This is a genomic window from Coleofasciculus sp. FACHB-1120, assembly GCF_014698845.1.
Classification (GTDB): domain Bacteria; phylum Cyanobacteriota; class Cyanobacteriia; order Cyanobacteriales; family FACHB-T130; genus FACHB-T130.
This window is the reverse complement of the sequence record NZ_JACJTV010000024.1, coordinates 16,749-43,113: the sequence shown is the minus strand read 5'-3', so window position 1 is coordinate 43,113 and position 26,365 is coordinate 16,749. Positions and strand designations below refer to the sequence as shown.

The following is a 26,365-nucleotide window of genomic DNA, read 5'->3' as shown; positions in this document are numbered from 1 at the left end:
TAACAGCAAGTCAAATCACAATAGGCTGATGGGAGCGCATAACCTTCATGAACAATTCTGCGGCAACGCTTTACTGCTCGAATCTCAATTGTCAGGCTCCGAATCCCCAGAGCCATAACTTTTGTCAGAAGTGCCGCACGCCGCTGCTCAAACGGTACTTGTGGGCAGTCGGTGAAGGGACAGAAGCTTATAATGCTGGGGATCTGATTGCTGAGCGATATTTGCTTAAAAGCGATCGCATCATATTAGATACCAAACCGGCTTTCTCTCCAGAAATCCAAGTGGAGATCCCCAACAGCCTCATGCCGTATCTCAAGCTGTCTCCTTATCAGCTGCACGTTCCTCAACTGTACGGGCTGCTAACGCCAACAGAAGGACAGCGCAAAATCGAAACTTGGCTGTTAGAGCAAGTACCGATTTACAGCTGCGGGAATGGAGAAGGCACCCTCATGCCCGAATTAACCAGCGTTTGGAAAAATGCCTCGGCAATGCGCCAGCTGACTTGGCTATGGCAGATGGCGAATTTATGGGAACCCTTGCAAATCAATCATGTAGGGTCGAGTTTGTTGACACCCGCGCTGCTGCGAGTAGAAGGTTCCATCCTTCGGTTATTGATATTGCAGGCAGATCAAAGTTCTCCAGTAACCCTGCAAAACCTAGGGCAACTTTGGTCTAAATGGGTCGCCTCTTCACACCCAACCATTGGGAAATTTTTGGAACAAGTTTGTCAGCAGCTCAACCAAGGAGCCGTACAGACAGCAGAGCAGCTGGTGACGCTGTTGGATGAGGCAATGACAACCGTCGGGCGATCGCAATCTTGTACCTATCAAATTGTCACTCGTAGCGAGACCGGACCAACTCGTCGGCAAAATGAAGATGCCTGCTATCCCCCCAGCCCAAGCAGTACTGCTCCCTCCTCGCCCTTGGCGATAGTTTGCGACGGGATTGGAGGACATGAAGGCGGCGAGGTCGCCTCCTATCTAGCAATTGCAACCATCCAAGAACGAGTACAGAGACTGCTGGCAAACTCAGGTAATCCTTTAAATCCGACCGATCTTACCCTGGAATTGGAAACCTTTGCTTGTGCTGCTAATGATGTCATCAGCCAGCGCAACGACACGGAACAGCGGCTTGACCGGCAACGTATGGGCACCACGTTGGTGATGGCATTAGGTCAGGCTCATGAAATGTACATCACCCATGTAGGAGATAGTCGAGCTTACTGGATTACTCGCACGGGTTGTCGGCAGATCACCGTGGATGATGATATTGCTTCGCGGGAGGTGCGGCTGGGATACGCTCTCTACCGGGATGCCGTGGAACAATCTGGCGCTGGCTCCCTCGTTCAGGCGTTGGGCATGAGTTCATCAGCAACCCTGCATCCCTCCGTACAGCGGTTTGTCCTAGATGAAGACGGTGTTTTTCTTCTCTGTTCGGATGGTCTGAGTGACAATGATCGCGTAGAACAATACTGGGAAACCGAGATTCTGCCGATTCTAGAAGGTCAGACTGATTTGACAACAGTCGGAACGCGGCTGATGGAGATTGGGAATACCAAAAACGGACACGACAACATTACGCTAGCCCTGGTTTACTGCCAAATGGCATCCCCACAAACTGGGCAACAGGTTACAGGGCTACAGATGGGAGCCATCCCACCCATAGCGCCAGTTCCCGCTCCAACGGCTCCGGTGCGCTCCCAATCTCCCTCTGCGTCTAGAATCAAAACCAAGATCATCTCCCAAGAGCGTCCTGCGAGGAGTCCTTTGCCGCTTCTCCTAACGCTGCTTCTGTTGACAGGTGTTAGCGGAGCGATCGCTTATTGGTTTCTTCCAGAAGTTCAAAACTGGATCGATCCTCTAATTGGGTTGACACCCCGCTCTAGGCCCAGCCCTGAACTACCGGCAGCCAGCTCCTCTTCATCGGCAGAACCAGAACCTGTTGTAACTCCTTCCATCTCTGTGCCCTCTTTAGAGGCTGGCTTGCTGCTCCAAATTACCCGTTCCACAACCAAGAACGCTCAAGGCAACAACGTTCCTGTTTTGCTAAGACGCGGTATCTTGGCACCCCAAAACCAATCTGTGGTTGGGTTAGTTGCAGAGGGGAGTATTTTGCAAGTTAGCTCTATTCAACGAAATCAAGACCTTGATAGCTGGCTACAGGTGAAAGTTTGCTCAACGCTCGGTACGTCTAATCCGCAGTTTCCCCCTGGAACAGTTGATTCCAGCACCCCAACACCAAAAGCAAGCCCCGAAGTGACCTACCGTGCAGTCAAACAAGGAGAAATTGGTTGGATTCGGGAATCTGACATTTTACCTGTAACGAACACAAATTTTACGCCAACATCGGCTAATTTGGGCGAATGTGCGATTGGAGCTGCTTCTCCAACACCTACCGTCACACCGTCGCCCTCTAAATAACAATTAGTTGCTAGCCTTTAATTATTAGGGCTTAGGTTTTTGTCAGGGTTCGGTGTTCTCGGATAGTCCCTAGTTGGGAGGGATTAGCCAATTGATAAAGGTGCAATTTATCGCGTCTCTAGCTCAGTTGTTTTTTGCTGCTGGCAACGACTCTTAGGGGATTGTGACCTATTACTCACGATTCACTACCCAAAAACGATTGATAGTGAATCGCTCAACCTAAAACATCTCTTCAATAACCTGATTTGAAGCGACAAGAGTGAGTGAAGAATATTCGGTGAGTATTCTCCTGCTGTTCGGGTAGACTGATAAAAAACCTCGTATAGTGCTTGGTTTAAGGTTAATGTCTTTAGAATGTACCAGTCTGAGAATCCCTGCCTCAGTTTAGCCATCGATCGGCTCTCTAAAACTACCCTTGGGGCAGAACATTTTGCCATTTTGGTGAGGACGGCACCCTGTCCGGGTGGTCACGTCCTGCATGACTGTACTTGGCCTGAAATGTTGACCCAAAAGTGGCTAGCATGGCAGGAAGTGTTTTCCCCACGGGGACTACCTGATGTCCCGTTGGTGCATCAGGCAATCCCGCTCCCCTCGACAGCTTCACCCGATCCTCTGAATGCCAACGGTCAGACACTTCCGTATACGGCTCGTCTGATGCAAGACTTAGGAATCAGCCTCTGGAAGTGGTTATTTAATGGGGAAATTCAAAATAGTTTCGCTCAAAGCCAGGGAATTGCAATTGGGCGGGAAAAGCGTCTGCGACTGCGGTTAGAAATTTTAGACCCAGAATTAATTCCTGTGCCTTGGGAAATTATGCAGCCCGAACCAGGGAAACAGGCGATTTCCCTATCACAACAACTTTTGTTTAGTCGGACTAGCTATGCAGTTGATCCGCTGCCACGCCAGCGCTTAAAACCAGATTTAAACATTCTGTTGGTACTTGGACATGATACTAAAAGCGAAATTGCTCCCAACTTACAGCTGGAACAAGAAGCAGAGGCGCTGGCTAATATTTTGGAACGCTGCGGACGACCAAGCTTATACGCAGAGGGCGAAAACACGGGTGCGACAGTTCTGTGCAATGTAGATACGCTTTTACAACCTACAAAAGCAGAATTGATTTCACGCCTGGAAACTGAAAATTACAACATCTTGTTTTATGCCGGTCATGGCGTCCCGGCAGCGGATGGTGGATTACTGTTTTTGCGACCTGATGCCAGGATCAATGGTACAGAGTTAGCCCAGGTTTTGGTTCGCCGCCAGGTGACGCTGGCAGTGTTTAATGCCTGTTGGGGCGCTCAACCAGAACGGCACAACCAACAAAGTTTGCCCCGCAGCAGTTTGGCAGAGGTATTAATCCATCACGGTGTTCCAGCAGTTTTGGGAATGCGCGACTCGATTGCCGATGAGGAGGCTCTGTCGTTTATTCAGGCTTTTGCACAAGCTCTAACAGCACGAATGCCCATTGATGAGGCGGTGGCGGTGGCAAGGCAAAAGTTGTTGACGCTTTACAAGTTCAACCAACCAGCCTGGACTTTGCCGATTCTCTATATGCACCCGGATTTTGAGGGGAAGCTGATTGAACCGGAGACAGTGACTGCACTGCCTTTATCTTCTGCCTATCTCCGTTCGATAGGAACTGGCGAAGTTTCCCTAATTAGGGGCACGATTTTGCGAGTGGGTCGTAATCCGGATGGCAATGACTTGGTGATCAGAAAACAGGAAGTTTCTCGAGAACACGCTGAAATTCTTTGTGATGCTCTCCCGGACGGTCAACTTACTTATTTGCTAAAAGATATATCTCGGTACGGCACGTACATTTTAAGACCTAATAATGGTTGGCAGGAAGTCTATCATCGGGAAGTACCTTTGCAATCGGGAGATCAGATAAAGTTTGGGAGTATGCAGAGTGAGACTTGGGAGTTCATTAATCAAGATAGAGCGATGTCTAGGGCACACTTAAAGCGATCGCTCTAAAGAATATGGACTGCTAAATAATATTTACGGAACTCGCTAAAGTGCCGCTGTATCTACCCCTGCAAAGAACGGTATATAAAGACACAGGAGCATCGTGATGGTAAGGAAATCAATCAATTCAGAATGTTATGAAAATTCTCTTTCTCAAGTGCAAGCAGAGCTACTAGAAACACTCCTTCAGCCTGATGAAGCTCCCTATCCCTGGAATCCTGCCGATCCAAATGCGGAAGCTTATTGGACAGAGCTGGAACAAGGGTTTGAGCTTGAGGGATGGTTAGATGAAGAAATCAGCAGAGGGTCGCAAGCGCTCTACGCAAAGTTTGACCAATGTTGGGCGAATGCGAATGTGGCAGTTGTGCCGAAAGCTGTAGAGATTACAATTACATCTAGTTTGAGCGAACGGTTCGCCGCCCGCGTTCCCCAAGCTTGGCTGGATGCGATCGCTCACAAAGCCCAACAGGTTGTATCAAGCCCTTTGTCCATTGCGGATCAGATGGTACAGTGCGTTCAAGAGCTGCTGCCGGAGTGGGGAGAAGATGTGTTGCAAGTGTGGGCACGTCCTTTGGCTTCCGCCATGCGAGGCTCAGAGGCTGACATTGCCCGCCCAGGTGATTGGGATGAGTTATCGGAGAGCGAACGGGCACGGTTGAGTTTAGCAGTTGCCCGGTATGCACTTAGACAACTCAACGACCTTGATCCTTCAGCACAAAATCAGTCCCCTGAGTAGACACTTTACCGGCTTTATTCTCTGAGTAGTATCAGGCGTAATTTTCGTTTTGATTGGTGCTTCAGTAATAACCCGATAGAGCCTCAGACAAGGAATTAGAAAGTGTACTTCTATGTCCTGGCTGCCTTGTAGTGCCGATCGAGTTCGACTTAATTTAGCCAACAGTTCATTTAATCAGTCATTCTAGAGGCTCCTATGGACGACGTGGGAGAGGATTTGAGGGGTGTTAACAAGGGTCTGCTTGTCGGTAGACCCGTCCCCTCTGTATAGATATCGGTCTAATTCCGGTTTTTATGCAAGAAGTAGAATTTTTGTTACAAAACATCATTATATTTTTCTGACCCCGATAGGCGATCGCTTCCACTGGTTCAGGAGCGTCTTGGGCAGGTACAATAATTTCCCCATTACGGAATCCCTGGAAAGGATACCCAGCTAGCCTCGGAGGTATTCTCAATCTGTGGCTTTTTTGGTTAGAGTAATGGACGCTTGGCGAAGTCAGGCTTTTGCCCAATTTGCTCACCCCTTCTAAAACACCTCCGTCTTCGGGAGGTTAACAGCACTCTTTGCGGCGGGTGCATCGCTAGTTGTTGTTCCTAAGTGAGTAACCAACTGCAAGATTTAGTATCTCCTAAGGTATTCTCATCGGACAGAATGGCTAGCTAAAATAAAGTAGGGATCGCAATTGTGTAAACATCTTGTGCTACAGCCAGCAATGAGAGCCTCCTCGATAAAATCCATATTGAATGGCATTTATTTAATGGTTCTGTCTGTAGAAGCAGGGGTTGCTTTGCTTTACACCACTACATTTTTTTCTCTAGCCAATCTTTAAATGTCGTTTTAAAAATCAAACCGACTCTACATTAAAATTAAATAAAGATGTTTATTTATTGAAAACAAGTTAATCTAGAAGCCGAGAATTCAACACCCCATGCACCTCAGATTCTCTCAAAATATCAAATCTCTTCTAGAAAAGTTAGCGAATCAACCGTTAACTCTAGCGGATGTTCTGGCAGAAACTTCTGAACGGGGCTTCAGTTTAGTTATCGCGTTACTGGTTTTGCCGTTTCTGTTTCCGATGCCACCCGGATTTACAGTGATTTTGGGTAGCGGCAGCTTGATATTAGCGTTGCAAATGGCTTTAGGGCAGCGTTTTCCTTGGCTACCTAAAAGAATTCGTAAGTTCCAATTTCCCCGCTGGTTTGCCCAGCAACTTTTAAAAAACCTGCAAAAAGTCACGGGGTTTCTGGAGAAAGTAACTCGTCCTCGGTTACGCTGGCTCGCAGAAAATCCTCAAATTTGGCAATTAAACGGGCTTTGTATTGCATGGCTGTCTGTGTTGCTGATGTTACCCATCCCTTTTACGAATCCGATTCCAACCATTGGGATTTTGCTACTCGTCATCGCTATGTTAGAAGCTGATGGGTTATTGATGTGTTTCAGCTATGGACTAACTGCTGCAATTACTTTATTGTTTGCAGTGGCGGCTGGCACCTTCTGGCAAGCGTTGAGTTCGTTTCTGCAAAACTTGTTTTAGTGAATTCTATAATTTAGCAATTTCTCGTTTTTTAGGGTTACGAGATAGAAGGGTAGAGACGTATATCTCGATACCTTTACCATGATTGTTTTTCAATATTTCAATAGGATTTAGGCACGCGGCGTTACTTTGTTAAGCTGTATTAAGTTAATGCTCAGATAATTCTCAGAACTCCACAGATGCGCTTGTTGATGCCGAATTTGTCCTATACGCCGCCTAGGTTGTTGAGAAATGGTCTGGCAATGACCTTATATACCGCTTTGCGGGCGGGGCGTGAATGGGAGAAGACATCTGTAGATCCGGAGCCAAGTTATCAGGAGACAACTTTTACAGGTGCTGGAGAAGTGCCAATTTATGGTTGGGTTGCCATCCCCGATCGCCCTCACAGTACGATTGTGGGTACTTATGGCATTACTGGCGATTTGGAGAATCAATGGTTTCTGAGACTGTTGGGTCGCAAAGCATTTGCACAAGGTTATGCAGTGGTGCTATTTGATTGGCGTGCCCACGGAAAAACCGCTCAGTTGTCTCCTACCTTGACTTCTGATGGCTTGTACGAGGGAGAAGATTTTGTCTACATTGCTGCCCAAGCTAAGGCGATGGGTTGTCCTGCACCGTTTTGGTTCACGGGGTACTCGTTAGGAGGGCAACTAGCCCTATGGGCGGTGAAAGCGTCACAGCAGTTGTTAACTGGGAGAAGCCAGGAACTAGGGTTGCAAGAAAGGGAAATTGGGGGGGCTGCGGTGATTTGTCCCAGCCTGGATTCCAACCGTTCCCTATCTTATTTGGTGAAACATCCGTTAGGTAAGTATTTAGAACAAGCGATCGCGCGAGAATTAAAAAGACTGGCATGGCGCGTTTATCATGCTCATCCTGAAGCAATCGATCCCGCAGCGATTGAGCAGGCTAACAGCATTTGGGGCTTTGACAATGAGCTGGTAATCGGGCGATTGGGCTTTCCATCCGTCGAAGCGTATTATGACGCCAGCAGTGCCTTACACCTGTTGCCTCACTTTAAAAAACCGACTCTGATTCTGTACGCCGCTGACGATCCGATGTTTGACCCTTCAATTGTGCCTGAGTTGCAAGCGGCTAGTGATCGCAATCCTGACATTAGTTTAGTGCTGACACAATATGGTGGTCATGTTGGCTACATCAGCAGTCGAGAATGTCAGCGTCAAGCAGGAGATCCCGATCCTTGGTGGGCGTGGAATCGAATTTTAGAATGGTGCAAGGAAATTAAAAACTAAAAATGCAAAATGTAAGAGTTGCCATTTTACATTCTTAATTTTTAATTGCACTACTAACTATGGCGGGGCAGTAAAACGGGTGGCAAAATTTGAATTTCGCGTTGGAGATAAAGCCCGCGCTTTGAGAATTGCGGCGGTCAAAAAGGCATAGGAAATGATTCCCACCACCGCCAACAACAAGCCGCTGACAGCGCCTGTAGCGTTCCACAACGCATGGAGTCCTGATGCTGTCAAATAACCAATCAGCAAAATTGTCCAGCGCTTCTTGGGCTTCAGGGCACTCAGCCCAATGAAATAACCTAGATAGCCGCTGTAAGCCATGTGCCCTGCCACCGATCCTAAAATTCGGGGAATCAAGAGTTGCAATCCCACCAATTCCCCAGCGCCTTCTCCAGCTTGCAGCGTCACATTTTGGATAATCTGGGGTATGTATTGACCCAGGGTTTCTAAAAGCGTGAAGCCAACTGCTGAGGCGGTTCCCAGCAGGATTCCATCTAAGGGTTCCCAGACGCCAATGCGATCGCGCAAGGGAGAGCGAAATCCCCGCCCAATAAAATACAATCCCAGCACCGGCAACGCCTTGAGCAACTCCTCCATTAATCCTGCCCCGAAAAACATTCGGATTAGCAAACTGGGAAAGTCGATCAAACTAACCTGTTCCGAACCGCGGAGTACCGCTTCTACGTCTCCGGGCAAAATACCACGAAAAACATAGATAAAAGCTAGTAAGACTGGACTCACCAAAATCAACGCGGTTGTGACGGCTGAACCCAGGAGTACCCACCAAGGCTTATGCTTGCCGCAAAGTTGGTAGACAAAGTAATAAGCTGCCCAAGCGAGATAAGCTGCCAGCAACAGATTGAATACTACCGACTCGCCGACAGCGGCAAACATCAGTACCACAAATCCGACTGTGACCATCCCCGGTACTAGATAAGCTTTTTTCGTTAAATCTCGTCCGGTAGAAAAGATCGGAAATAACTGGGTAAATGTTACTCCTTCTGGCTGGGATGGCTGCACAGGTGCAAACGGCTGAGACGACAATTGAGTTTTAATCGAGGGGACTTGGAACTCAAAAATAAATTCTGTGCCGTTTTGCCCCAACTCAATGCGATCGCCTGCGTGCAACATTTGACATCCCTGTAAGCGTCTCCCGTTCACGTAGGTACCATTGGCACTATCAAGATCGCAAATTTGCCAATTGGGTGCTACTCCCGACTGAGTCAGGGGACGGATTGCCGCATGACGCCTGGATACAACACCATGTTGGTTAGAATCCAACACAATTTGACAACTGGGTTCGCGCCCAATCACGACCTCCCGATCGAGCGGAAGCAAGTATGGGGGCAGTGGTGTACCAGCAGCACCAGTAGAAAGCAGCCGGAGAAACCCACTTGTGTAGCTCTGGCCTGTCATTTTAGTAGATTGCGAGAAAGCGATTAGCGATAGCTTAGCAATTAGTGGGGAGTTGTAGAGGCTGGGATTGACCCCCTCTGTCCGGCTAAAAGCTAACAACTCAGCACCTCATCACAAAAAACCCTATCAGAAGAAACCCGATTTCTTCAAGAAATCGGGTCTCAAGCTTTGGTAGGTGATTTTTGTTGATTTCTATCACCCTGATTCAATGCTATTTATTGGTGAGAGTTGGCTTCCCGAACTGCGGCATAGAACAGAAATCCTACGAGAGGAATACTGGCAGCCAGGATGATCCCTGTAGGCAAGTTGCCCAAGTCGGGGTTTCCAGAAGCGAGTTCAAAAATGGAGCCAACGGCAGCGATCGCTGCTACGCAAGAACCGAGCAAAAATACACCACTTTTCGGGGTCATCATGGGCGGTGATATCCTTAAGCTACTGGCTTAACAGCTTGAGCCGAGAAGCCATGCTTTTTCAGCTCCTCATTCAAAGCGATCGCATTTTCCACACGATCCACAAACAGCACCCCATTGAGGTGATCCATCTCGTGCTGAATGGCGCGGGAGAGTAGCCCAGTCGCCTTCATGGTGCGGGGGCGTCCCTGTTCGTCTTTAAAAGCCACTTCCACCATTTCCGGGCGCTTCACGTCGATATAAACGCCAGGAATAGAAAGACAGCCTTCTTGAAACATACACAAGTCGCGCCCGAATTTCTTGATAGTCGGGTTAATCAACACTAAAGGCTGATTAGCGGCGTTATCCGGTTCGGTGTCAATGACAATCAGCTGTTTTTGCACTGCCACTTGGGGGGCTGCCAAACCGATGCCATCTGCGCTGTACATGGTTTGCAGCATCTCCCGAATCAGCTGCCGGATTTCCTGGTCTACCTTGGCAATACGTTTAGCTGGCTGACGCAGGACGCGATCACCCATATAGTGAATTTCTAATGGCGGTTTTTCTAACTTTTTCTTTTCGACGGCAACTTCAGTCGTCATAGCATTCTGGCTCGCAGATACAGCTTATATGTTCAATGGGTGGAGTTTTTTTATCTTAACAGTTCTCAGTTGTTGGCTCCCTTACTACTTAACTCCCTTACTCTCGTCGCCAACACCTACTTTCATCAACAACGTGCCGAACGCGGTAGCATAAATTTTTCTCCCTCTGCTGCGAATGTCCCCCTCACCATCAGCACCGTCTCATCAAATTCGTGGGGAAATGCCTTGATATCTCCTGCATCCAAAAGTTCAGGGCTAAAGTATATCGTTACCTCTTCAATGGTTTGGGGTATTCTGTCGATGATTTCTTTCAATGGGCATATCTGCGTTGCCACGATATCAAAAAGGTGGAGTTGGGTATCTTTTATCTCCATGCAAGCGATTAAACCCAAATCTTCCGCATAGTATATAGGGAGACTTCCTTCATTGAAGCAAAATACGGCTTTCTCTTTCACCACTCCAACAATATTAGAAACAGGTGTCCGAGTTTCTAATAGTCTGTGTAACAATTTCAAATCTTTGTCATTATCAAAATTCAGTATTCTAAAACCATCCCTGCTACTCCGAGAATCCCATCTAACTTTAAACACGTATTCTTCTAATTTACGAAAACCGAAAGGCGTATAAAACTCTGGGTTTGGTGTTGTCAATACCAGCGTCTCGTAGCGTTTATCGCAATATTCTAGCGCCTCCTCCATCACTTCGCGGTAGTAGCCGCGCCTGCGAAATTCCGTCCTCGTGCATACTCCATGTACTCCCCCCACCGTCACCATTTGTCCCATAATTTGCATAGGAATTTCTAACACTCCTACATGGGTAATAGCTATGCCGTCATGAAAGCGAATAAACGGAGTCGAAGCATCTTCCCAGGATGCGCCTAATTTTCTTCCACATTCTGTTAACTTCCCTATTCCAGGAAATACGATTTCAACTAAGTCAAACAACTTATTACTTAAACTGGAGTCACTAGAGAATGACCGCTTAAAGCGATACTGATTCATAACTTAAGCATAATTATTAAGGTTTTATACTACAAATACTACAACAACTTAGGCTTTCAAGGCAAGTGGTAGCGGTTCGGGAGAGTAGAATCTAATGCAGCCCTAAAATCCACTTTTCAAAGAATGGAACGCCCATGCTATAAACTCTCTGATAATGGCTGTGGTTGAGGAGGAAATTCGTGTTTAAATTCCTGAGTAAACTGGACTACCTGCTGCGCGAAACTTTCCTAGGATTGCGGCGTGGAGGGTGGATGAATTGGGCGGCAATCAGCACCGTTACCGTTTTGCTGTTCCTATTCGGCATGAGTTTACAGGCATCCTGGCAGCTAGAACGCCTGCTGACTCAATTTGGGAGCCAGGTGGAAGTATCGGTATATTTAGATCCCGGAGCGCGGGTGGAACTTGTTGCCCCAATCGTGGGAAAAATGCCAGAAGTGGTGGATGTAAAAACCATTTCCAAAGAGCAAGCTTGGGAATCCTTGGTAAAAGAACTGGGAATGTCAGAGATTGATGGTGCCACCCAGCAACTCGAAGGGAATCCTCTGGTGGATGAGTTGAAAGTGAAGGCGCGGACTTCCGAGGCAGTGCCCCTTTTAGCTCAAAAACTGGGGAAAGTTCCAGGGGTGGATGACGTGCAGTATGTAGATGAGGCGGTACAACGGCTGGCTCAGCTCAATAAAGGTTTGAGCTACGTAAGTCTCACGATCACTACTGTCCTAACGATGACCGCAGTTGCAGTAATTACCACAACGATTCGCCTGATTGTGATGGCACGACGGCGCGAGATCGAGATTATGCAACTGGTGGGAGCAACGACAGCTTGGATTTATCTACCGTTTATATTACAAGGCATTAGCTTTGGTTTAGTTGGGGCAGCGATCGCTTGGGTTCTCATTAGCACGATTCAGCGTACTTTAAGCAACTTCTTATCAGCCCAGCCCGATTTTATTCAATTTCTCGTAAACGGACTACAATTAAGTCCTCTACAAGTTTTATTGTTGCCGCTAATTTTGCTTTGTTTAGGCGGTTCAGTCGGCTTGATGGGGAGTTTGTTTGCTGTCCGCCGGTTTGCTTTGCGATAGTTGGCAGTTAACTACTCAAAACTCAGAATTTTTATGGCATCGCAATGGGAACGTTTGCTGCAAAATTTAGGGGAATGGCAAGGTTCCTTTACCCGCCTCTCACCCACTGGAGAATTACTGGAAGATACTCCTACCGTTGTTTCCCTAGAAGGCCTAGACAATAACCAAACGATTCGCCAAATCATCCGCCGCTTACCAGCCGGCCAACCCCCAGACGAGAAAGTTCTCGAATATAGTTCTTTAGGAAAAAGCGTTCTATTTTTTGAAAATGGAGCATTTTCCCAAGGTTCAATTCAACTAGCTCCTTTTTCCGAATTTGGAGCTGAACTTGGCTTAATTGATGGGCATCGGCGTCTGCGTTTGGTACAGATATTTAATCAAAATGGACAATTAGATAAAATTACCTTAATTCGAGAAAAGCTAGCTGGTTCAGACGTTCCGGAACGCCCACATCTAACCCTAGACCAATTGATAGGAGAATGGCAGGGAGAAGCAGTAACAATCTATCCAGATTATCGCTCACCCGATACTTATTCCACCAAGCTCAAAGTTGATTATGAAGAGAGTGGAAACGTAATTCAGCAATTGAGCTTTGGCGATCGTACTTTTAGCTCAACTGCAAGAATGAATGGTAACATTCTCTGCTTTGAGCAAGGTTCCTTACCCGTTCAAGTGTTGTTCTTACCGGATGGTGCTTCTTCCAATTGTCCGCTGCAAGTAAAAACGGGCCAATCTTTTGTTCTAGAAGTAGGTTGGTTATTGCAGCCCGATCTGCGCCAGCGAATGATTCGCCGCTATAGCGATAAAGGGGAATGGATTAGTCTTACCCTAGTTACAGAGCGTAAAGTGTAACAAACACCCTTAACATATAAAACCGCAAAAGACTTTTAACTTTGCGAACCTTTGCCCGTACCTTCGCGTACCTTTGCGTTAAATAAATAATTAAAACCTTACCTTCCCATCCTTTGAAACCGCCTCTTCAAACACTGAACCACCCGCTTCAACACGAAGTGTTCCTGTTTTCCAGCCAAGCGAAATAGGGCTATCCCCTCCAGGCGACTTGTAGAGTTCAAAATTTTCAACCCAATTATGTTGCACGCCGTTCCGGACAAGAATCGGTAGCTCGTTCTTAGCATTATGTGTAATTTTGAGAGTATCGCTAGTTGTTCCTCTAAGTTGCACAGTCCCTGTTGCTATTAAGCTTAAATCTAATTGAGACTTACTCTTTACGCTTTTTTTAAAGTTCTCATAGCTACCCGTCGTTTTTGCTTCCCCTACTTCTAGAGCAAAGCCAGCATATTGATTACCTGTTGTGCTGACTCTTAATGTCCTTTCATCTTGATAAAGCTGCGCCGCTTTCTTATCTTGAATCGTTACTTCAGTAGTAGAACTAAGATTAATTGGATGAATCGCGAGCCAAGTTTTTTCTAGTTTAATAAACCAAAGCTTATCTTCTATTTCTACTTTCGCTGTTTTAGGTAGCTGCAAGAAAAAATATTTATCAGAAGCAGGTCGTAGCCAAAGCGCCAAATTGCGGAACTGTCCTATTTGATCGCCTGGGTTTTTTCCTGATTTCATTCTATCGTCGCCCGTGTTAACGACAAAATAATCAACCCCTCGCTGAGAATTTTCAGCCATCAACTTGAAAGTGCCAACATCACCATCGCTAAACTCACCCGCTACGCTACCCATCTGATAAGTGTTGCCGAAAAATGTAGTTTCCCAATAACCCGGTCGGTCTTCTCCTCCAGGCTTCCAATTTTCATAAATTGGTTTTGTAGCGAGTAGTTCAACCGGCTTCTTAAACTGCTTACGTGCTAATGCCACAACTGCTAGAGGAGGACGATATGCGCTAGTAATGATGTGAATTGAATCATGTTCTGGTTTAGGGTTAGGCAGGGAATTATCCCCAAAATATAGCCACAGTAAACGAGCGGCAGACGAACCATAAACAACGTTACTTTTGTTATAATCTCGCTTCGTTGGCCCTCCAAAACCGCCATGATAATACTTCACTGCCCCCGCAGCACAAAGCCAATCAAGAGCAGCTTTACCGAGTTGTTTTACTTCCGGATCTTTCGCAAAATCATAGAGGTTAAGGTACGCAGCTAGGGTATGACCGTGGTAATTTTCTGAATCCCACTCGCCCATCCCGATGTGATAAAGTGCCCAGACATATCGCTGAATTTTCTTTTTGTATAACTGGCGCACATCTTCATTACCTGTTTCCTCTGCCATTAGATAAACCGATATCTCGCGCATCGCTCTAAGATTATCGGTATTGCGCCCATCCACCCAGCTACCACGCACATCTGGCCCCCAACCATCACCGCCACGACCTCTCCCGTAAATCGGGTGGGGACGACCATTGGGATCTTGCTTTGTCCATTTTTTCGCCCCATTAAACATCCGTTGTTTGTAGGCAGAATCTAGAAATTTGCTAAAGAAAAAATATTTTCTAATTTGACCTTTAAGGGTAAAAGAATAGTAATAGTCAATCCCGTCCGTGTGGGCATTATCTGGGGCTTGTTTGTCTTCCTTTTCCAAAAAAGCGATCGCTTTCTCTCGGTTGCCAGCTAAAAAGTCAAACATGGCAAGAGGATAAGTTTGCTTTTCGTTTTCTCCACTGTTGTTGTTGTATTTTTTACCCGTGTAGTAGCGAATAACCTCATTTGCTCTTTGCTGAAACTCTTTTTCCAGTTCAGGTGTCCACTGGTTCTGAAGCTTCGCATCGACGGGTAGCGGCTGAATCTGAACTAAACCATTTGCATCTTTGGTAATGGATGGAGATGCAATAGGACTCGGTGTATTTGCTCTAGAAAAGGAAGTGGTTTTGGTACTGCAAGCCAATACTGCTGACAGTACGGATGCTGTCGCTGTATGACGAAAAATTGTAAGACGCTTCATTCGCAACATAGATAATTCAGATGCTCTGATTTTGGCATGAGAAAGAGACGCAATCGCATTTTGGAAAAGATGGAGGCGATCGCTGCCTAGCTATGAGGAAGTCCTAAGTCAAGCTCAACGCCTTAGCGAAGATGAGCAAAATCGGCTACTAGAAGCATTAACATTAGGATATTCGCCTTTATCTGTTCGGGAAGAATTAGCAGAATTGCGGGGTAAGGTTTGATAAATGCCCTGGCGAATAGAATTCGCGGCTATACATACAAAACCCACCTGCGCGGGTTTCAATTTATCAGTCCGCGACGGCGGACTTTGCCTGTGTAGCTGCGATTTATAATCGCCTAGTATATAAACTTAACTAACGAGCCTGATATGCTTGCCAAAAATACAGCCCATTTGTGATAATAAACAATGGCATTACTACAGAAAAGAAATCGACGCTCAATTCAGCAGAGTGTCCCAAACTCACCTGGATAATTTGCCATTCTATAAATGCAAATATCCACATAATTTCTGCCTTATTCCAGTCTAATAAATTAACGGCTAGCTGATATTGTTTAGCGACATTTTGCTCTGTAATTCCCCAAATATAGTTAAAAGTATGGGGAAACTGACGCAGCACTGTAAACGCTACATAAACTAAAATAGATAAGCTGGGGAAAAGCCAGATTAATTTTTTGCTACCCATAGCATCTGGTTTCCCTCCCATCTCAAAATGGATGGGAATAGTATTGGGTAGATTTGCCCAAGATTGCAGAGTGATTACAATGATGCAAAAAATACCTGCAACTGCCACTATTTCTAATATCCAACTTAGCGGCGATCGCGCTATTGTCAAAATCGGTCGTTGATTTGATGGATTCCTCGTCATAGGGTGAATTGCTAGGCAAGAACGGCATATATTTAATACACATTTTATCTCTAAAGTCAATTGCCGTAGTTAGAGAAAAGTTAGTAAAGCCATCAATCTTAACATTGGCAGATAGAGGGTTGATGGGCTACAACCAAATGGCAAGCATAGCGAATCAGTGACAGATGGTACTTGGATTTACAGCAGCAAAGATTATAGAAATTGCCTTTGGCGGAATGATAGAAGGTAGCGCTGGTAAGTTGATGGAAATTGCCATTGAAAAGGTAAATCCTCTACGCCAGAAAATTTGGAATAAATTACGAGGGAATCCAGAAGCAGAAAGAGCTATGAAAGCCGTTGAGCAAGGCTCAAAGTCAGAATTAGTGCAGATTGCTGAATATTTGCAGGCTTGCATGGATAAAGAGCCAGCATTTGCCGAAGAGATTCAGATTATGGCTAAAGAAATTCACATCAGCAACACTCAGGACAATAGCAGGACTCAGATTAACCGGGATAATGCCAAGGGCTATCAAGTAGAAACAGTTAATTCTGAAAGCGTGCAGTTTGGTGACACCATCAACAACCACTGACTGCTGGTAGACAATCAAGGAACTAAACCTCAACCAGTTCAAAACTCAGCTAACGTCGATGAAATGCGCCCCAGCTTGGATTGTTGGCAAGGGCGCACGGAGGAACGGCAGAAAATCCAGGGATGGATGGCGGATGGAAATATCCGGCTGATTGGCATTACGGGTTTAGGTGGCTTTGGTAAATCTACTCTGGCTGCCAAAATCTACGAAGAAGATAGCGCTGAGTTTGATAAAAAATTCTGGGTAGATGTCAGTCGCCGCGTGACTTTTACCGAGTTGGCGCGACGAATTTTGCTGCGATTGGGACTTTCCGCGCCAACTGTGGAGGCAATTCCAGAATTGTCGCTGGTGGATGCGTTGGTGAACCATCTGCGGGAGGGGCGGTATTTACTTGTCGTAGACAACCTGGAAAGTTTGCTGCAACAAGATGGGCAGCGGTTGGATGCTATCTACGAAGAGTTTTTTCACGGTTGGTTGGGATGTGGCGGTAAGAGTGTCATTCTGGTAACGACGCGGGAACACCCGGATTTGCCTGAAATTAAGTTGCAATGGCTTCCTTTGCCGGGATTGTCACCAGCAGAGGGGGCTAATTTGTTAGGGGCTTTGGGGATTCTGGGGACTGAGACAGAATTGCTAGATTTTGCGAAAAAGGCAGAAGGGCATCCCCTGCTGCTGACGCTGGTTGTAGGTTTTTTGCGGGCAGAAGAGGAGTCAGATCCGCAAATTAGTCACTTGCAGAGGTATGGTTTGGCTGACGTAGCCCAGCTAGTGACTGACGAGAAGCTTAAAGGGTTGCACCGACGCAAAATTGATATCTGGATGCGCCTGGTGTTAGATGCTAGCTTTAACCGACTCAGTGACAAGTTGCAAAGACTGCTACTAAATTTGAGTGTTTATCGGATTGCTTTCAATGCGGCGATGGCAGATGCCCAGTTGCCGGGAGAGAATGTATCGGAGCAGGATTTAAGGCAGTTGGCTAAGCGTTCTCTTTTGCAGGAGGAAAAGGACAACAACGGGGGGCGATGGTTTCAGTTTCACCCGTTCGTTTTGGCGTATGTCAAGCAAAAGGCGGGCGATCTAACCGAGGCGCACCAAAAGGCGATCGTATACTACAAAGAAAATACCAAACCAGAACCCTGGCGGACAATAAGTGATGTAGCAGAATATCTAGAAGTTTTCTATCACTGCTATCAGTTGGGAGAGTATAACGACGCCTTCAACACTATTCGCCTGTGTGAAGATTTTCTAGCTTTACGAGGTTACAACACTGTCCTAGTGGAACTGTACGGGCAGTTAGTTGAAGCATGGCAGCAAAATAACTCCGAGAGTTGGGAATTCGCAGCTTCTCTAAATAGCTTGGGCATTGCTCACAATTCCCTGGGACAATACCAACCAGCAATTGATTACCATCAGCAGTCCCTGGCAATAACACGGCAGATTAGCGATCGCAATGGGGAAGCTAGGTCTCTCAGTAATTTGGGCAATGCTTACAATTCTCTGGGACAATATCAACCAGCAATTGATTACCATCAGCAGTCCCTAGCAATATTTCGGGAGATTGGCGATCGCAATGGGGAAGCTAGGTCTCTCGGTAATTTGGGCAATGCTTACAATTCTCTGGGACAATATCAACCAGCAATTGATTACTTTCAGCAGTCCCTACCAATATTTCGAGAGATTGGCGATTGCAATGGGGAAGCGATTTCTCTCATAAATTTGGGCATTGCTTACGATTCTCTGGGACAAAACCCACTAGCAATTGGATACTATCAGCAGTCCCTAGCAATATTTCGGGAGATTGGCGATCGCAATGGGGAAGCTAGGTCTCTCGGTAATTTGAGCAATGCTTACAATTCTCTGGGGCAATACCAACCAGCAATTGAATACTACCAGCATTCCCTAGCAATATTTCGGGAGATTGGCGATCGCAATGGGGAAGCGATTTCTCTCATAAATTTGGGTAATGCTTACAATTCTCTGGGGCAATACCCACTAGCAATTGAATACTACCAGCATTCCCTGACAATACTCCGGGAGATTGGCTATCGCAATGGGGAAGCTGATACCTGGTTTAATTTAGGAAAAGCTTTAGCAGAACAGGGCAAGTGGGAAGCTATTCAAGCTTATAAAAATGCCCGTTACTTATATCAGGGAATGGGACTCATTGCAAAAGTTAAAAATTGTGATACCGCTATTCAAACCGTAGGGAAGGTAACTCCAACTACACAAATTAGAGCGCCAGAGATTAGGGCTAAACGCGAACCAATTCCTGTAGTTCCAGAAGTTACGATGAGACGGGGGCTTAGAAAGCTAAATAAATCTATATTTAGACAGGATTGGATACAGGCAATAATTGGCTTTGTGCGGCGCTGGGTACAATGGCTATGGCAAGTAGTATGTCAGAATCAGCGACGTAGGTGAGAGATTTCTTTGCGGTTAAAAAAAGATGCGATCGCACTCATCACAAATCAACAAGTGCGATCGCCCTTTCTTTCAAAGAATACTAGCCTTGTGAATAAGCTTCCATCGGGAGACAAGCGCAAACAAAATTGCGATCGCCAAAAGCATTATCGATGCGTCCGACAGTAGGCCAAAATTTGTGTTCTCTCGTCCACGGTGCAGGATAAGCCGCTTGTTCGCGAGAATAGGGATGATTCCACTCGGAAGTCATTAAAGCTTCTGCGGTGTGGGGTGCGTTCTTCAAGACATTATCTTGAGCGTCCATCTTACCCGATTCAATTTCGACAATTTCCTGACGAATTGAGATCATCGCATCGCAGAAACGATCCAGTTCTTCCTTCGATTCGCTTTCTGTGGGTTCTACCATCACCGTACCCGCTACAGGCCAAGATACAGTCGGGGCGTGGAAACCGTAGTCCATTAAACGCTTGGCGATGTCATCCACTTCGATACCCGCAGACTTTTTAAGCGATCGCAAATCTAAAATACACTCGTGCGCCACCAAACCATTCTGCCCTTTGTACAAAACAGGATAGAAAGCTTCTAAGCGACGAGCAATGTAGTTGGCATTGAGAATCGCTACTTTTGTCGCTTCTGTTAAGCCTGCCGACCCCATCATGGCGATGTACATCCACGAAATGGGGAGGATGCTGGCACTCCCCCAAGGGGCGGCTGCAACGGCACCGATGCCTTGTTCGCCGCCAGTTGGGACAACCGAGTGCCCCGGTAAAAATGGCACGAGATGCGGCATTACCCCAATTGGCCCCATTCCTGGCCCACCGCCGCCGTGGGGGATACAGAAGGTTTTGTGCAAGTTTAAGTGACAAACATCTGCCCCAAAGTCTCCGGGACGGCACAAGCCGACTTGGGCGTTCATATTCGCCCCGTCCATGTAAACTTGTCCGCCGTTAGCGTGGACGATGTTGCAGATTTCTTTAATCGGTTCCTCAAAGACGCCGTGAGTCGAGGGATATGTCACCATCAAGGCGGCGAGTTCATTGCGATGTTTCTCGGCTTTGGCTTTGAGATCGTCTACATCAATATTGCCTCGCTCGTCGCAAGCGATCGCGACTACTTTCATCCCACACATTACCGCACTGGCAGGATTTGTCCCGTGGGCAGATTGGGGAATCAGACAGACATTCCGATGTTCTTCCCCGCGACTTTCGTGATACTGACGAATCACTAGCAGTCCCGCATATTCGCCTTGAGATCCGGCATTTGGTTGCAGAGAAATGCCCGCAAAGCCGGTGATTTCTGCTAACCACGCCTCAAGCTGCTGGAACAGAATTTGATAACCCCGCGTTTGCGAATGGGGCGCAAAAGGATGAATTTTGCCAAATTCCGCCCACGTTACCGGGATCATTTCCGCCGTCGCATTCAGCTTCATCGTGCATGAACCCAAGGGAATCATGGAAGTTGTCAGCGACAAGTCTTTTGCCTGTAGACGGTACAAGTAGCGCAATAACTCAGTTTCCGAGTGATAGCGGTTAAAGACGGGATGAGTTAAATAGCTGCTTTTGCGGGCAAAGGGTTCCTCTTTTAGGGACGGGGTTACGCCCTTACCCAACTCTTCCACCGTAAAGGGCAACTCATGTGTCCCGGCGAAAATTTCAAATAGGTCTTGTAAGTCCTGTACGGTTGTGGTTTCGTCCAAGCTGATTCCGACAGTATTTGCATCTAGAATCCGCAAGTTAATCTGACGAGCTTGGGCATCTGCGAGAATGTCTTCGAGAGTGCGATCGCGTAAGCGATGCGTAGCATTATCGCCCAAATCTACCCGCAACGTATCAAAAAATTGCTCTGCACCGATGCCGTACCCCAGCCGCTTCAATCCTGACGCTAGAATGCCCGTCAGTTTATGGATATTCTGGGCAATTTTTTTCAGTCCCGCTGACCCGTGGTAAACGGCATACATACTCGCCATTACCGCCAGGAGAACTTGAGCAGTACAGATATTACTGGTCGCTTTGTCGCGGCGGATATGCTGTTCGCGGGTTTGCAAAGCTAAACGCAGTGCTGGCTTGCCGTTGGCATCCTTGGAGACTCCGACAATTCGCCCCGGCACCTGGCGCTTATACTCTTCTTTGGTGGCAAAGTAGGCTGCATGAGGCCCCCCATATCCGAGGGGAATTCCAAACCGCTGAGTGCTTCCTACCGCAATATCTGCCCCAAATTCTCCCGGTGGTGTCAGCAGCGTTAGGCTCAAGGGATCTGCTGCCACAGTGACTAAAGCACCCGCTGCATGAGCTTTTTCTACAAAACCCCGATAATCGTAAATCGTGCCATCCGTGGCGGGATATTGCAGGATTGCCCCAAAGATTGCTTGCTCAAAATCAAAGTTCTGATGAGCGGCGACAATAACCTTAATGCCCAGTGGTCTTGCCCGTGTTTGCAATACTTCAATCGTTTGGGGATGGCAGGCGCTGGAGACAAAAAAGGCATTTGCCTTGGTTTTGCAGAGACTATAACTCATCGTCATCGCTTCTGCGGCGGCGGTTGCTTCATCGAGTAAGGAAGCATTGGCAATTTCCAGACCTGTCAAGTCAATAATCATTGTCTGAAAATTCAGCAGCGCCTCTAGTCGCCCTTGGGCAATTTCTGGCTGATAAGGGGTGTAGGCGGTGTACCAGCCGGGGTTTTCTAAAATATTCCGTTGAATGACTGGCGGGGTAATGCAGTCGGAATACCCCATGCCAATCAATGAGCGAAACACCTGATTTTTGGAAGCGATCGCTTTCAATCGACTCAGCGCTGCGTACTCACTCTGGGCTGGGGGAAGCTGGAGCGAATCTGTTTTCCCAGTTGCCCCATTCAGAGAACGCGATCGCCGGATTGCCTGCGGAATCGTTTGGTCGATTAAGGCATCTAGGGTCGATATCCCCAATACCTCAAGCATTTGCTGGACTTCATCCGGGCTAGGGCCGATATGCCTCTGTACAAAAGAAATCGGCTCTCCCATTTCTTCTAGCAGATGCTGACGGCTAGACTCGGTATGAGGGATAGAAATTACCACAGGTTGCTCTCCAGACGCGACTATTTCATATTTTGCAACAATTTTTCGGGGTCAGGCGCTGTAAAAACACCGATTTGCCGCGTCTCGAAGTTACCGCAATTTTAGATTTTAGATTTTGGAAGGAATGATTTATTAGACTAACGCACAGATCCCCTAAATCCCCCGATAAAAAGCGGGACTTTTCTGGCTCCCCCTGGAAAAGGGCGGTTAGGGGGATCTAGGGTTCAAGCTTTCAGTGCGTTCCCGATTTACTCTCCTTCCACCTGCGAACGATACTCATCCGCCGATAACGCCTCATCCAGCTCATCCGGGTCGTTAATCCGAACTTTTAGAAACCATCCTTCGCCGTAGGGATCTTCAGATACGTGTTCCGGAGCTTCCACGATGGCAGTATTGCGTTCTATAACAGTCCCGCTGACCGGGGCATACATATCTTCAACCGCTTTCACCGATTCAATTGTCCCAAAACTCTCTCCCTTTGAGAGGGCGTCACCAACTTCTGGCAAATCCAGAAATACAATATCGCCCAGCTGATCGATTGCAAAGGCGCTGATGCCAATTGTGGCAATCTCACCCTCCAGTCGCACATACTCGTGAGAATCCAGATATTTTAGGTCTTCAGGATATTCCAGAGCCATTGCACTTCCTTCCTCAAATACGCGCTCAAATAGCTTTAACCAGCCATTAAGTTTACAGCTTCAAACCGTAATATCAGAAACATTATGGATAAGAAAAAGCTTAAACGCCTGCTTTTCGGTGAATTTTCTGTTAAAAGACTTATGCGCTCTGCCATTTTCATCTACGCTTTTCTTTGCTTCTACGCCTATTTCTTTTCCGATAGGATGATTTTTGTGCCCCAGCCGTCCAGCTATCGGGACAGTAGCGAGATTCTCAAGCTAACCACAACGGATGGCGTGCAAATCTCGGCAGCTTATCTGCCTAATCCCAATGCCACTTACACAATTTTATATAGTCACGGTAACGCTGAAGACTTATTTGATGTCTTGTCGGTGCGTCAAGGTTTGCGGGACATGGGCTTTGCCGTCTTTTCGTATGATTATCGCGGTTATGGAACCAGTCAAGGAACGCCTACCGAGCGCAATTCTTATCGGGATATCGATGCGGCTTATACTTATCTGACTCAGCAGCTAGGTGTGCCCCCGAACCGAATTATTGCTTATGGGCGTTCGGTGGGAAGTGGGCCAACGGTGGATTTGGCTTCTCGTCAACCGCTTGCAGGTTTAATTGTGGAAAGTGGGTTTATTACAGCGTTTCGAGTGCTGACGCGCATCCCGATTGTGCCGTTTGATCGGTTCCGCAATCTCGACAAGATTAAAAAGGTGCGTTGCCCAGTCTTGGTCATGCACGGGAAGCGGGATGAAGTGATTCCCTTTTGGCACGGGGAGCAACTTTTTGCAGCTGCTAACGAACCGAAGCGCTTTTTGTGGGTGGATGAAGCCGGTCACAATGACTTTAGCTGGGTGGCAGCACAACAGTCTGAGAAAGCTGTGCGGGAGTTTGCCCAGTTGGTGGATCGGTTTCAGCGCAATCTGCCCAGAGGCTGAGGCTTGAGGATAGGCACACTCCTCGCAGGCTTGACTGAAAACGCGATCGCTTGATGCTTGAAGTCGTGCAGATAACCTGAATTACTGACTCCCTGCCAAGTCGGCAACAACACCCTCTAATCCAGCCACCACCCGCGCCAAGCGGTCGTAATCAATTTTATCGGGAGTATCTTCTAAAGTGTGATAGTTGGGGTAACGGGCAGGCGCGGTGTCTGTGACGATGATACCGGGATAACCTTGCTGCCAGAAAGACCATTGATCCGACCAGCCGACGCCGGGAATCCTTTCTGGGAGGGCGGCACCTTCGGAGGGGAACTTCGCATGACGACGGAAAGAGGCGATCGCTTTCCTCACCAAATCAGCAGAGGTTGGGTTGCTCACAAAGGCAATAAAGTTACCCTGCGAGGGATAGAAAAGGCTTAAGGGAAATGGGTATTTCTGGGTTCCTGGCTGGTCGGAGTAGTAGCCGATTGTTTCCAAACTGAGCATGGCAACAATATTGTCACCCGCGTTGCGGCAACGTTTGGCATAAACGACGCTTCCCATTTCCGGCGTCTGGAAAAATGGCGGTTCCTCATTCACAAACTCAACGAAGCGCAGAGTTCGGGAAGTCTTTTTTCCAGCAAAGGCACGCGCCAACTCTAGGACGGCTGCGGCACCCGTGCCGTTATCATTGGCACCGGGACTCCCAAATACAGAGTCATAGTGACCCCCTATCACCACAATCTCGTCGGCTCGATTTGTCCCAGCAATCTCGGCTTCTAGGTTGTAATAAGTGTTCTCAGCAATTTTGTATCCTTGGCGTTGAACTTTGTAGCCAGCATTGCTCAAAGATACTTCCAAGAAATCAGCCGCCGCCGCTAGATTCTTATAGTTCGAGAAGTTATGTTCTCCCAGTTCACCGGCAATCTTTTCCACATCTTGCCGGAGGGCATCTCGCAGCGTTTCCTCCTGGGGAGTCAGCGGCGGCAATGCAGCTTGGTAACTGACTCCGGGCATCCAAATCGATGTAAACAACGCCCAAGCGGCTACGCCCAGGAGAATGCCAATGATGGCGAGTCCGATTAATGCTGCCCGATTCACCAACCTCTTTATCCATCCACCTCGCGCCATACATTTACTTGCTAGGAAGACGACTGGGGGAGCGATAAAAAGGTTTTTTAACCACAACGGCTGGATAAGCTTTGCCCCGGATTTCTACCTCCAATTCCTGACCTATCTGAGCCAGATTCGGAGGGAGATAGGCGAGGGCGATGGGTTGCCCTACCGTTGGTGCTAAGGTGCCGCTAGTGACGACGCCGACAGCTTCACCTTTGGATAGCACCGGGTAGCCATGACGCGCAATAAAACGCCCCTGCATTTGCAGCCCTACCAAGCGTCGTTCTACGCCGTTTGCCTTCTGTTTTTCTAAGACTGGACGCCCGATAAAATCGCCTTTCGTATCCAGATGAACCAGCCAACCCAATCCAGCTTCTAAAGGGGTTGTGCTTTCGTCCATATCTTGCCCGTAGAGGCCCATTGCTGCTTCCAGGCGCAGGGTGTCTCTGGCACCAAGTCCGCAGGGTACGACGCCAGCAGTGAAGAGACTGCGCCACAAGTCTACCCCCACTTCTGGGTCTACCATGACTTCAAATCCATCCTCTCCGGTGTACCCAGTCCGGGCGATGAAAGCTGGCTCATTCAAGACGGTTGCTTCTAAATGTCCAAATGCCTTAATGGGCGTCAGGTCTTCCTTGACAAATTCTTGAAGATATGCCAGCGCTTGTGGTCCCTGAACGGCAATCAAAACTTTTGCTAGGGAAAGATCCTCGAAATCAATTTGAGAAGATTCCAGTTGGGCAAACAGCCATGCTTTGTCTCTGGATCGAGTGGCGGCGTTGACAATCATCGCTCCTCGCTGCTGGCCGTCTGCATCTTCGCCCTGATAATAGAAGATAATGTCGTCCAAAATGCCGCCGTGAGAATTCAGCAGGACGGTGTACTGAGATTCACCAGCTTTCAGGCGGCTCAAATCTGAGGGAACGAGAGGCTGTAAGTACGAAATCAGCTGTTTCCCTTTGAAGGTAAATTTCCCCATGTGGGAGATGTCGAACATTCCCGCGGTGGTGCGTACTGCCAGGTGTTCTTGTCCGATTCCGGTGTATTGTACGGGCATTTCCCAGCCGGAAAAGGCAGTCAATCGGGCTTTTTGTTCTAGGGCAAGTTCATATAGGGGAGTACGGGCAAGCGCGATCGCCGTCTCTGGATGCAATTCATCTGACTTAGCCACAGATAGTCATTCCGTCGCAGGTGGATATCTTTTATCCTACGGGATGCTTCTTGCTTGAGCAGTATAAAACGGCAGGTAGCGATCGCACTCTCTTGATGTGGTGATGCGATAGCGAAGCGCTGACTTGTCAGTTCGCACTCTCTTGATGTGGTGATGCGATAGCGAAGCGCTGACTTGTCAGTTCGCGCTTTCACTCAGTCCCTCTAATTTTTGTAGCTGCGATTGGAAATCGCAGCTACACAGACGAAACCCGCCTTCGCGGGTTAAATAAAATTTATTAGTCCGCGCAGGCGGACTTTGCTTGTGTAGCCGC

The 26,365-nt window shown here is 47.5% G+C and carries 21 protein-coding genes; 10 read left to right on the top strand and 11 right to left on the bottom strand.

Translation table 11 applies throughout. The annotated features are described in order from the left end of the window. Positions 1–47 precede the first annotated feature (47 nt). The 5 genes from H6H02_RS19135 to H6H02_RS19115 all read left to right on the top strand — a co-directional run bounded on the left by H6H02_RS19135 (position 48) and on the right by H6H02_RS19115 (position 7,908). Positions 48–2,420 carry a protein phosphatase 2C domain-containing protein gene (locus H6H02_RS19135; protein ID WP_190820657.1) on the top strand — a complete coding sequence of 791 codons (2,373 nt, stop codon included), beginning with the start codon at positions 48–50 and terminating at the stop codon, positions 2,418–2,420. Positions 2,421–2,774: 354 nt separating this feature from the next. Next, the gene (locus tag H6H02_RS19130; protein ID WP_190820655.1) at positions 2,775–4,397 is read left to right on the top strand and encodes a CHAT domain-containing protein; all 1,623 of its coding nucleotides are present in this window, start codon (positions 2,775–2,777) and stop codon (positions 4,395–4,397) included. 97 nt (positions 4,398–4,494) lie between these two features. Then, positions 4,495–5,124 (top strand): hypothetical protein, encoded by a 630-nt coding sequence (locus H6H02_RS19125; protein ID WP_190820653.1) that lies wholly within the window; start codon positions 4,495–4,497, stop codon positions 5,122–5,124. A gap of 928 nt (positions 5,125–6,052) precedes the next feature. Continuing rightward, positions 6,053–6,658, top strand: a complete 606-nt coding sequence (locus tag H6H02_RS19120; protein ID WP_190820651.1) for an exopolysaccharide biosynthesis protein — start codon at positions 6,053–6,055, stop codon at positions 6,656–6,658. Positions 6,659–6,849: 191 nt separating this feature from the next. Then, positions 6,850–7,908: an alpha/beta fold hydrolase gene (locus tag H6H02_RS19115; RefSeq protein WP_190820777.1), complete on the top strand. Its 1,059-nt coding sequence runs from the start codon at positions 6,850–6,852 to the stop codon at positions 7,906–7,908. A gap of 57 nt (positions 7,909–7,965) precedes the next feature. On the opposite strand, the gene H6H02_RS19110 is transcribed toward H6H02_RS19115, so the two are convergent. The 4 genes from H6H02_RS19110 to H6H02_RS19095 all read right to left on the bottom strand — a co-directional run bounded on the left by H6H02_RS19110 (position 7,966) and on the right by H6H02_RS19095 (position 11,316). After that, positions 7,966–9,324: a PrsW family glutamic-type intramembrane protease gene (locus tag H6H02_RS19110; RefSeq protein WP_190820649.1), complete on the bottom strand. Its 1,359-nt coding sequence runs from the start codon at positions 9,322–9,324 to the stop codon at positions 7,966–7,968. Positions 9,325–9,539: 215 nt separating this feature from the next. After that, the gene (locus H6H02_RS19105; protein WP_190410931.1) at positions 9,540–9,734 is read right to left on the bottom strand and encodes a hypothetical protein; all 195 of its coding nucleotides are present in this window, start codon (positions 9,732–9,734) and stop codon (positions 9,540–9,542) included. A gap of 17 nt (positions 9,735–9,751) precedes the next feature. After that, the gene (gene def, locus H6H02_RS19100) at positions 9,752–10,315 is read right to left on the bottom strand and encodes a peptide deformylase (RefSeq protein WP_190410870.1); all 564 of its coding nucleotides are present in this window, start codon (positions 10,313–10,315) and stop codon (positions 9,752–9,754) included. Positions 10,316–10,440: 125 nt separating this feature from the next. Further along, entirely contained in the window at positions 10,441–11,316 is an 876-nt protein-coding gene (locus tag H6H02_RS19095; RefSeq protein ID WP_190820647.1) for a GNAT family N-acetyltransferase, read from the bottom strand. Between the two features lie 179 nt (positions 11,317–11,495). Here H6H02_RS19095 and H6H02_RS19090 point away from each other — a divergent pair, with 179 nt between their 5' ends. Both H6H02_RS19090 and H6H02_RS19085 read left to right on the top strand, forming a co-directional pair. Further along, positions 11,496–12,398 (top strand): permease-like cell division protein FtsX, encoded by a 903-nt coding sequence (locus H6H02_RS19090; protein WP_190820645.1) that lies wholly within the window; start codon positions 11,496–11,498, stop codon positions 12,396–12,398. A 33-nt stretch (positions 12,399–12,431) separates the two neighbouring features. Continuing rightward, positions 12,432–13,250 (top strand): DUF3598 family protein, encoded by an 819-nt coding sequence (locus tag H6H02_RS19085; protein ID WP_190820643.1) that lies wholly within the window; start codon positions 12,432–12,434, stop codon positions 13,248–13,250. Between the two features lie 90 nt (positions 13,251–13,340). On the opposite strand, the gene H6H02_RS19080 is transcribed toward H6H02_RS19085, so the two are convergent. After that, positions 13,341–15,305 carry a hypothetical protein gene (locus H6H02_RS19080; RefSeq protein ID WP_190820641.1) on the bottom strand — a complete coding sequence of 655 codons (1,965 nt, stop codon included), beginning with the start codon at positions 15,303–15,305 and terminating at the stop codon, positions 13,341–13,343. Between the two features lie 355 nt (positions 15,306–15,660). Further along, the gene (locus H6H02_RS19075) at positions 15,661–16,173 is read right to left on the bottom strand and encodes a DUF1648 domain-containing protein (protein ID WP_190820639.1); all 513 of its coding nucleotides are present in this window, start codon (positions 16,171–16,173) and stop codon (positions 15,661–15,663) included. 164 nt (positions 16,174–16,337) lie between these two features. Between H6H02_RS19075 and H6H02_RS19070 the strand changes: the two genes are divergently transcribed. Continuing rightward, the gene (locus H6H02_RS19070) at positions 16,338–16,742 is read left to right on the top strand and encodes a hypothetical protein (RefSeq protein WP_199329347.1); all 405 of its coding nucleotides are present in this window, start codon (positions 16,338–16,340) and stop codon (positions 16,740–16,742) included. A gap of 63 nt (positions 16,743–16,805) precedes the next feature. Then, positions 16,806–19,163: a tetratricopeptide repeat protein gene (locus H6H02_RS19065; RefSeq protein ID WP_190820637.1), complete on the top strand. Its 2,358-nt coding sequence runs from the start codon at positions 16,806–16,808 to the stop codon at positions 19,161–19,163. An 82-nt stretch (positions 19,164–19,245) separates the two neighbouring features. Here the strand turns inward: H6H02_RS19065 and gcvP are convergent, their stop codons facing one another. Both gcvP and gcvH read right to left on the bottom strand, forming a co-directional pair. After that, on the bottom strand, positions 19,246–22,218 hold the full coding sequence (gcvP, locus tag H6H02_RS19060) for an aminomethyl-transferring glycine dehydrogenase (RefSeq protein WP_190820635.1): 2,973 nt from the start codon (positions 22,216–22,218) through the stop codon (positions 19,246–19,248). A gap of 248 nt (positions 22,219–22,466) precedes the next feature. Beyond that, positions 22,467–22,856 carry a glycine cleavage system protein GcvH gene (gene gcvH, locus H6H02_RS19055; protein ID WP_190820633.1) on the bottom strand — a complete coding sequence of 130 codons (390 nt, stop codon included), beginning with the start codon at positions 22,854–22,856 and terminating at the stop codon, positions 22,467–22,469. 84 nt (positions 22,857–22,940) lie between these two features. Here gcvH and H6H02_RS19050 point away from each other — a divergent pair, with 84 nt between their 5' ends. Next, entirely contained in the window at positions 22,941–23,783 is an 843-nt protein-coding gene (locus tag H6H02_RS19050) for an alpha/beta hydrolase (protein WP_190820631.1), read from the top strand. A gap of 81 nt (positions 23,784–23,864) precedes the next feature. Here H6H02_RS19050 and H6H02_RS19045 read toward each other — a convergent pair whose 3' ends face one another. Genes H6H02_RS19045 through H6H02_RS19035 form a run of 3 tightly spaced genes read right to left on the bottom strand, consistent with a single transcriptional unit; the run spans position 23,865 to position 26,246 of the window. Then, positions 23,865–24,896 (bottom strand): M28 family peptidase, encoded by a 1,032-nt coding sequence (locus H6H02_RS19045; RefSeq protein WP_190820629.1) that lies wholly within the window; start codon positions 24,894–24,896, stop codon positions 23,865–23,867. A 4-nt stretch (positions 24,897–24,900) separates the two neighbouring features. Then, positions 24,901–26,052 (bottom strand): glycine cleavage system aminomethyltransferase GcvT, encoded by a 1,152-nt coding sequence (gene gcvT / locus H6H02_RS19040; RefSeq protein WP_190820626.1) that lies wholly within the window; start codon positions 26,050–26,052, stop codon positions 24,901–24,903. Further along, entirely contained in the window at positions 25,977–26,246 is a 270-nt protein-coding gene (locus H6H02_RS19035) for a hypothetical protein (RefSeq protein ID WP_190820624.1), read from the bottom strand. The genes gcvT and H6H02_RS19035 overlap by 76 nt, the downstream gene beginning before the upstream one ends. Positions 26,247–26,365: the final 119 nt, after the last annotated feature.